This is a genomic window from Phenylobacterium sp. (assembly GCF_041919955.1).
In the GTDB taxonomy this organism is placed as follows: domain Bacteria; phylum Pseudomonadota; class Alphaproteobacteria; order Caulobacterales; family Caulobacteraceae; genus Phenylobacterium.
The window spans coordinates 1-8,207 of the sequence record NZ_JAYRSU010000044.1 but is presented as its reverse complement, the minus strand read 5'-3'; the positions used below and the strand labels follow the sequence as shown (position 1 = coordinate 8,207).

Annotated in this window: 6 protein-coding genes; 3 read left to right on the top strand and 3 right to left on the bottom strand. The window is 68.7% G+C overall.

The genetic code is table 11. The features are described 5' to 3' along the window. Positions 1-29: 29 nt before the first annotated feature. Positions 30-1,217, top strand: a complete 1,188-nt coding sequence (rnd, locus tag ACE3T2_RS20930) for a ribonuclease D (protein WP_374660997.1) — start codon at positions 30-32, stop codon at positions 1,215-1,217. A gap of 18 nt (positions 1,218-1,235) precedes the next feature. Here rnd and ACE3T2_RS20925 read toward each other — a convergent pair whose 3' ends face one another. Then, positions 1,236-2,399, bottom strand: a complete 1,164-nt coding sequence (locus ACE3T2_RS20925) for an MFS transporter (protein WP_374660995.1) — start codon at positions 2,397-2,399, stop codon at positions 1,236-1,238. Positions 2,400-2,491: 92 nt separating this feature from the next. On the opposite strand from ACE3T2_RS20925, the gene ACE3T2_RS20920 reads away from it, so the two are divergent. Together ACE3T2_RS20920 and ACE3T2_RS20915 are read left to right on the top strand one after the other, a co-directional pair. Continuing rightward, positions 2,492-3,412 carry a LysR family transcriptional regulator gene (locus ACE3T2_RS20920; protein ID WP_374660993.1) on the top strand — a complete coding sequence of 307 codons (921 nt, stop codon included), beginning with the start codon at positions 2,492-2,494 and terminating at the stop codon, positions 3,410-3,412. Between the two features lie 477 nt (positions 3,413-3,889). Further along, complete coding sequence (locus ACE3T2_RS20915; RefSeq protein ID WP_374660991.1) at positions 3,890-4,789, top strand: LysR substrate-binding domain-containing protein; 900 nt, start codon at positions 3,890-3,892, stop codon at positions 4,787-4,789. A 1-nt stretch (position 4,790) separates the two neighbouring features. On the opposite strand, the gene ACE3T2_RS20910 is transcribed toward ACE3T2_RS20915, so the two are convergent. Further along, complete coding sequence (locus ACE3T2_RS20910) at positions 4,791-6,188, bottom strand: alkaline phosphatase (protein WP_374660989.1); 1,398 nt, start codon at positions 6,186-6,188, stop codon at positions 4,791-4,793. After that, the coding region (locus ACE3T2_RS20905; RefSeq protein WP_374660987.1) for a TonB-dependent receptor plug domain-containing protein at positions 6,148-8,207 on the bottom strand (2,060 nt) is incomplete at its 5' end. The genes ACE3T2_RS20905 and ACE3T2_RS20910, both read right to left, overlap by 41 nt.

Below are 8,207 nucleotides of genomic sequence, written 5' to 3'. Positions count from 1 at the left end.
TCGGCCTTGCGCGAGCGTATAGCTACTTGATGACGCCGATTACAACTACCGCCGAACTCCAGGCGTTCTGCGACAAGATCAAAGGCCAGCCCTTCGTCGCCGTGGACACCGAGTTCATGCGCGAGACGACCTACTGGCCGAAGCTCTGCCTGATCCAGGCCGCGGCGGCCAATGCGGAGGCGGTGATCGATCCGCTGGCCGATGGCATCGACCTGGAGCCGTTCCTGGCGATCCTGCGCGATCCGAGCATCGAGAAAGTGTTCCACGCAGCCCGCCAGGATGTGGAAATCTTCAATAATCTCAATGCTATGCCGACCCCCCTGTTCGATACCCAGGTAGCCGGCATGGCCGCCGGGTTTGGAGAGCAGATCGCCTATGACGCTCTGGTGCGCCAGATGCTGAAGGTCGAGATCGACAAGTCGTCGCGCTTCACCGACTGGGCGCGCCGACCGCTGACCGACGCCCAACTGCACTATGCGGTGGGCGATGTGACGCACCTGGCCAAACTCTATCCGATGCTGCGCGCGCGGCTCGAAAAGGAAGGGCGCCTTGCCTGGGTGGTCGACGAGATGCAGGGCCTCGCCGATCCGGCCATGTACGACGTCAGCCCGAACAACGCCTGGAAGCGACTGCGGCCGCGCCGGCACACGGCCAAGTACCTGGCGATCTTCAAGGCGGTCGCCGCTTGGCGCGAACGCACCGCCCAACTGCGCGATCAGCCCCGCGGTCGAATCCTGAAGGACGATGCGATCGACGAGATCGCCACCCAGGCGCCGACCGACGCCGAGGCGCTGGATCGCCTGCGCTCGGTGCCGAAGGGCTTCTCGGGCTCGCGGTTCGGGCCCGACCTGCTGGCGGCGATCCGCGAGGCGCTGAAGGATCCGGAGGCCTACGCCCCGGTGATCGAGAAGGCCAAGCACCAGCCGTCGCCGGCCGCCGGCGCCGTGGTGGAGTTGCTGAAGGTGCTGCTGAAGGCCCGGTCGGAAGACGCGGGCGTCGCCTCCAAGCTGATCGCTACGGTCTCGGACCTCGAGCAGATCGCCAATGACGACAACGCCCGCACCCCGGCTCTGAGCGGTTGGCGGCGCGAGGCGTTTGGCGAGGACGCCCTGCGGCTGAAGCGTGGCGAACTGGCTCTGGTTCTGGACGGGACCCGCGTGCGGGTCGTCGAGGTGCGCCGCGCCCCCAAGGCCAAGGCGACCGAGGCGGCGGAGTAACGCCGCCTTTGCGGCAGTTCAGCAGGCCGTCGCCGTTCGGTGCGCCAACTTCTGGCCGACGAGCGCGATGGCCAGCGCGGCGGCCGGCATCAGGGCGCCGACCCAGGTGACGGCGGCCAGGCCCGGTCCATGATCGATGACCGCGCCGCCCAACCACGCGCCGACGGCGTTGCCGAGGTTGAAGGCGGCGATGTTGAGGCTGGAAGCCAGCGTCTGACCCGCGCCGCCGGCCGCTTCCATCAGGCGCAACTGGAGCGGCGCGACGGTGGCGAACGCTGCGGCGCCCAGCAGGCCGGTGAACGTGACGGCCGCGATCTTGCTTCCCAGCGCGAAGCTCATAGCCAGCATGACCGCGGTAAGGGCGGCCAGGGCGCCGATCAGGGCTGGGTTCAGCGCACGGTCCGCCGCCTTCCCGCCCAGGAAATTGCCGGCCACCAGGCCCGCGCCGAAGACCAGCAGGATCGGCGAGACGGCGTGGATCGGAAAGCCGGTGATCTGTGTCAGGATCGGCTGGATATAGGTGAAGACCGCGAACACCCCGCCGAAGCCGAGAACGGTCATCAGGAGGCCCAGCAGGACTTGCGGCCGGCGCAGCACCGACAGTTCCTCGGAGAGGCTGCCGGCTTCGGGGCGCGCGTCCGAGCGCGGCACGAACAGGGTCAGGATGGCGGCCGCGAAGACGCCGATGCCGGCGACGGTCCAGAAGGTCGAGCGCCAGCCGTAGGTCTCGCCGAGCCAGGCGCCGAACGGCACGCCCACCAGGGTCGCCGCCGTCAGGCCGGTGAACATCAGCGCGATGGCCGAAGCGCGCTTGTCGGGCGCCACGAGGCTAGCGGCCACGACGGAGCCCACGCCGAAGAACGTGCCGTGGGCGAGGGCGGTGACCACGCGGGCGACCATCAGGATCTGGTAGTTGGGGGCAAGCGCGCAGGTCAGATTGCCTACGGTGAAGACGACCATCAGCGCGATCAGCGTGGTTTTGCGGGGGAGCTTGCGGGTCGCGATCGAGAGGACCGGGGCGCCGGCGAATACGCCTAGCGCGTAGCCGGTGATCAGCAGCCCGGCGGCGGGGATCGAGACCCCCAGGTCTCCTGAGACCTGCAGCAGCAGGCCCATGATGACGAATTCCGTGACGCCGATGCCGAAGGCGCCGACGGTGAGAGCATAGAGGGCGAGGGGCAAGACGGTCTCTCCTGTCAGACCGCGCCTAGATGGCCTGCTTCACTTCGTTGAAGTAGATTGCGATTGGGCACATCACCTGTGAGTTCAGATCAATGTCGAGATCGGACGTCAATCGCTCGACCGAGATGGAAGTGTTCGTCCGCGTTGTGGAGAGCGGCGGACTCTCGTCCGCGGCCCGAGCGCTGAAGCTGACGCCTTCCGCCGTCAGCAAGTTGATGTCGCGACTGGAGACCCGCTTGGGCGCGCGGCTTCTGAACCGCTCGACGCGCAAGCTGCAGCTGACGCCGGAGGGCGCGGGCTTCTATGCCCGCAGCGTCCAGGTGCTGGCGGACATCGCCGAGGCAGAGCGCGAGGTGCTGGCCGGCGCGGCGCCGCGCGGCCGGGTGCGGATCAACAGCGTCGTCGACATTGGCCGCAACCTGCTTCTACCGCTGGTGCCAGGTTTCCTGGAGCAGCATCCCGAAGTGACGCTGGACATCGTGCTGACCGATCAGGTGGTGGACCTTCTGGACGAGCAGGCCGACGTGGCGATCCGAGTTGGAAATCTGCGCTCCTCCAGCCTGACGGCGCGCAAGCTGGGCGAGAGTCGGGCTGTGGTCGTCGCTTCGCCTGAATACCTGGCTCGGCGCGGCGTCCCCACGCGGTTGGAGGATCTGGCTCAGCACCACCAGATGGACTTCACCTTCACGCGCAGCGTCAGGAACTGGCCGTTCCGCCTGCCCAGCGGCGAGGTCGTCTACATGCCCGGCGTCGGCGGGGTGCAACTCGGAGACGGCGAGAGCGTCCGGCGGCTGGCCTTGGCCGGGGGCGGTCTGGCGCGGCTCAGCGTCTTTTCGGCGGCGGCCGACATCAAGGCGGGCCGGCTGGTCCCGGTTCTGGAGGAGTTCAATCCGGGCGACAGGCTTCAGCTCCACGCGGTTTTCCTCGGCGCGGGCGGCCGGCTGCCGGCGCGCGTGCGGGCGCTGATCGACTACCTGAGCGCCAACATGCGCCTGCCGACCTGGCCGGATTAGACCGCAGCACGAACCTGTGGATAACTGTGCGCCTTGTGGCGGTGCAGATAACGCTGTTTTCCATCCGCTTACGCACCGGGTTGTCCACCGAACGCAGATATGCGCCGCTTGCCAGCCGAACGGATCGGAGCGAGCCTGAACCTGTCGAAAGGAGACGCGGCGCGGCGGACCGGGAGACCGGATCCGAGAAGCGGGCGGAAGGGTTCCTAGAGACGCAAGGCGAGGGGCGACCCAAGGCTTGCAGACCGAAGGGCCCACATCGAGCGACGCGGCCGGCCAGAGCAATCTCGCCCGCCAGGACGATCGAAGACCTTGAGACGTCAGGTCCCCCCGGGGCCTGGAATGAAGGCGACGCTGCAGAGCAATCTCAGCGCCGCCTTCTTGCCGTTCGGGCCATGCCATGGACGGGGCGGGGCGAATGACACGGGGTTGTCACCGCCGGTGGATAGAGAGCTTCGTCAGACCACGGAGCCCGACATGCGACGCCGCCTGCCGCCCCTGGAGCAGATCGAAGCCTTTATTCAGGCCGCAGAGGCGCCGACTTTCCGCGTCGCCGCCGAGCGGTGCGCCCTCAGCCCCGCCGCCTTTTCTCGGCGCATCCAGGCCTTCTCGGCCTTCGCTGGCGAGCCGCTGTTCGAGCGGACCGGCGCCGGCGCGCGCCTGACCCAGGCCGGGCGCGATCGACTGGACGCTCTCAAGCCGGCCTATCTGGAGCTGCGTCGCGCTGCGGCCGGGCTGGAGCGGCGCGAGGGGCCGCAGGTCGTATCGCTGTCGCTGTCGCACTCGCTCGCGGTCGGCTGGCTCATCCCGCGCCTGGACCGGTTCCGCGCCGCTCATCCGGAGATCGAGCTGCGGCTGCGCTCAGAGCGTGGATCGGCCGACATGCGCCGAGGCGAGGCAGACCTCGGCATCTGCTATTCGGACATCGATCTTACGGGCCTGCTCCAGACTTCCCTGCTGGAGGTGAGCGTCGCCCCCGTCGCTGCGCCTGCAGTCGCCGCGGCTTTCGCCGAGCATGGGAACCTGCGCGAGCACCGGTTGCTGGCCGGCGCCCGGCCGATCGACCTCTGGCCCTGGTGGGCGCGAGAGGCGGGCATGGATCCGACCCTGCCCAAGGCCGAAACCTACGACCTGCTGCACGCGATGTACGAGATGGCGGCGGGCGGTTTCGGCGTGGCCCTGGGCGCCACCCCGACCGTCTGGCCGCATATCGAGAGCGGCCGGCTGGTGCGCCTGCCGCTGCCGCAGGTGGCGGCGCCGGGCGGCTACCGGTTGGCCGCTCCGGCCGATAGACGCAGGCGCGCGCCCGTAGCTGCAGTTTGGCGTTGGCTGGAAGGCGAGGCCGCGCGCACCCAGGGCCTCGCCGCCGCGGCTTGAGCTATTTCAGTCCCAGCGCGCTGCGCATCACCCGGTAGACGCCTGGCTGGTCCATCAGGCCGCGGATCTGGTCGGCCCCCGGGCCGCGGGCGTAGGCGGCCACGTCCTCGCCGGTGTGGGCGGCGCTGGGCAGCGGCACCGCGGCGTAGGTGAGGCGGTCGGGATCGTCGATGTCCGTGTCGGTCGGCACAGGGCGGGCCTCGCCCGCGGCCGCGGCGCCGGGGCCCGTCGCATACATTAGGATCGGGATGCGGCGACCGTCCATGGCCACTGGCGGGTCGTCGTCCGTGCCCTGCAGGACGCCGAGGATCGAGGTGTCGCGCTTGCCGCCGCTGAGCGTCAGGCCGTGGCTGTGATCGGCGGTGACGATGATCAGGGTGTCCTTCGGGTCGGTCATGGCCGCGGCGGCGGCGATGGCCTGCGAGAACTCCACAGTCTCGTTGAGCGCCTCGGACGCGAGGCTGACGTGGTGCGCTTTGTCGATCAGCGCGCCTTCGACCATCAGGAAATAGCCGTGTTTGCTCCTCGCGAGAAGCTCGATGGCCTTGGTGGTCATCTCGACCAGACGCGGCGCATCCGTGCCGGTCGTCTTGCGCACGCTCTCGCGCATCATGTTGTTCGGAGCAAACAGGCCTAGCACCCGGCTAGTGGAGGAGGGAAGCGCCTTCAGCTCCGAGCCGGTCGTGACATAGGCGCCCCCGGCTTTGCGCCATTCGGCGGTCAGGTCGCGACCGTCCATGCGCTTGCCGTCGTCGGAGACGAAGTTGGCCGTCCCGCCGCCCAGCATCACGTCGAACTGCGCGGCTTTGGGCAAGTCCAGCATCTGGCGGGCGATGTCGACGCAACCGGCGGCGACCGCCTCTGGCGGCATGTCGGCGTCGGCCTGCCAGCGGCGCGAGGGGGTGTGGGAGTAGAGCGAGGCCGGGGTGGCATCGGTGATCGCCGCGGTCGAGACCACGCCGACCGCGAGTCCGGCCTTCTTGGCGTCCTCGGCCAGGGTCGGCACGGACTGATCCTTGGCGGACGCGCAGTCCGCGAACCTGATCTTGTCGGTGACGCCCAGCGCCCCGTTCAGAGTCCGGCGGCCGGTCAGCAGCGCGGACGCGCCGGCTGCAGAGTCGGTCACCAGGTTGTCGGCCGAATAGGTCCGCACCAGGGCCAGGTCTGGGAACCCCTCGAACGACAGCAGGTTCGAGGCCCCGTCGACGCCGCGCTTCTGGCCGTCGTAGATGCGCGCGGCCGTGAGCGTCGAAACTCCCATGCCGTCACCGATAAAGAGGATGACGTTCCTGGCACGCGGTTCGGCCGCATGGGTTGGAGCCGCCGCGGCGACCAGCGCTCCCGCTGCGAGGAGGCCGCTAAAAGCGCGCCGACAATCTGACAAAGTACTCACGCCCATCGACGCCGATTCCGCCTGCTTCCGTGTAGGGACGGCCATCGGCCGACCCGATGACCCGATCAGGGTACTCATCGGTGGCGTTGATCACGCCTGCATGAAGGGTGAGTGTCGGATTGATGTCATAGGACGCCGACAGGTCGAGAGTGAGGTTCTCGCCGAAGGTCTGCACCGGCCCGAGCGGCGCGAACCTGTACTTCCCGAAGCGCGCGACGTCGGCCATCAGTCGCCACCGCCCGGTCTCCAGGCCGAGGTTCAGGGTGATCTTGTCGCGCGGCTGGGCGTCGATGAGCACGCCGATCGACTGGGCGCCCAGCAGCGGCAGGGCCGGCAGCACCGGATTGACCGAAAGCCGCGTCAGGTCGTTGTCGAAGGCGCCATAGGCGAGGGTGAGGCTGAAGCGGCCATCGTCGCCGAACGGCGTCCACCAGTTGACCGCTGCTTCCCAGCCCTGGGTGCGGGTGTCGGCCGCATTGGTGAAGAAACGCACCTGCGAGGCGTTGGTGATGCCCCGCGCGGCGAGGATCGCCGAGACGGCCGGACCGGAAAGCGACTCCGACAGGGCGATGCGGTCCTCGATCTCGATGCGGAAGACGTCGGCGGTGATGCTGAGTCGCGGTGCAGGCGTGATGACCACGCCGGCCGAATAGTTGTGCGAGGTCTCCGGCTTCAGCGGCGTGGCGCCGAGCGCGCGCGAAACAGGGTCGGCGACGCCGAAGGTGCCGACATTGACGAGAGCGCCGCCCGAAAGCTGGCTGGTCACCGTGGCGAAGTACTGCTGCTGCAGGGCCGGGGCCCGGAAGCCGGTGCTGGCGGTGGCGCGCAGGGCGAGCCAGTCGTTGGCGCGCCAGAACAGCGACGCCTTGCCCGTGGTCTTCTCGCCGAAGTCGCTATAGTCCTCGAAGCGGGCGGCGAGGCCCAGGTCCAGGCCCTTCAGCAGGCTGAGTTCGCCGTCGACGAACAGGCTGTAGGCGGTTCGGTCGGCGTCCACCGGGCTCGGCGGATTGTAGCCGGGGAAGCCCTGCGCTCCCGCGCCCTGGAACGAGGCCGTTTCGCCCGGCGCGATCTCGAAGCGCTCGAAGCGGTGCTCGGCGCCGAGGGCGAGATTCGCCCCCGCCAATATGTCGAAGCGGCGGCTGACGGTCAGGTTGACCAGGTTCTGGGTATAGCGCGCGCCGCCGGATTCGAAGCTGCGTGGGCTGGTCGTGCCGAGCGTGGTGTTGACGCTGTTGGAGACCGAGAAGTCGCTGCGGTTGTAGCCAAGGGTGTCGGAGAGGTCCCAATCCCAGCCGGCGACCTGGCCACGAGCGCCAACCGCGCCGCCGAAGTCGCTCATCTTCAGCTTGATCAGCGGGAGGAAGCCGTTGGGGTAAACGGCGGGGGCGACGCTGGGGAGGCGGAACAGCGCTGCGCTCTCCGAAACGCGTCGATCGAAGGTCGAAAAGCCATAGAGCGTGAACGCGCCCAGAGGCAGCTCGCCGTTGGCGGCGAGGTTGATGTCGGTGGATTCCGGATCGCCGTGGCGCTGAGCGATACGGCCGACGCGTGGATCGATCTCGGCCGAGTTGGTGAAGTTGCGATGGCGCGCCTCGGCGCTGAGCGTCAGAAAGCCGTCCTCGCCGAGCTTGAAGCCCCGGCGATAGGTGACGATGGCGGTCTCGCCGTCGCCATCCTCGGTGGAACCGATCTGGGCGCTGCCCAGGCCTCCCTCCGCGTCTTCGCGCAGGACGATGTTGATCACCCCGGCGATGGCGTCCGAGCCGTATTGGGCGGCGGCGCCGTCACGCAGCACCTCGACCCGGGCGATGGCGCTGGCCGGAATGGTGTTGAAGTCGATCGGCGTCGTGCCGCGGCCGATGGTGTTGTTGAAGTTCAGCACAGAGGAGGCGTGCCGCCGGCGGCCGTTGACCAGCACGAGCACTTGGTCGGGGCTGAGTCCGCGCAGGCTGGCCGAGCGGGTGTTGGCCGACGAGGGGCCGGTCGAGGAGCGTGGGAAGTTGAAGGACGGCGAGACGAACTGCA

What these genes read in the sequence shown, in the direction of transcription:
- ACE3T2_RS20915 (WP_374660991.1), top strand. Translation starts at nt 3,890, where the DNA reads ATGCGACGCCGCCTGCCGCCCCTGGAGCAGATCGAAGCCTTTATTCAG.
- ACE3T2_RS20910 (WP_374660989.1), bottom strand. Translation starts at nt 6,188, where the DNA reads ATGGGCGTGAGTACTTTGTCAGATTGTCGGCGCGCTTTTAGCGGCCTC.
- rnd (WP_374660997.1), top strand. Translation starts at nt 30, where the DNA reads ATGACGCCGATTACAACTACCGCCGAACTCCAGGCGTTCTGCGACAAG.
- ACE3T2_RS20920 (WP_374660993.1), top strand. Translation starts at nt 2,492, where the DNA reads ATGTCGAGATCGGACGTCAATCGCTCGACCGAGATGGAAGTGTTCGTC.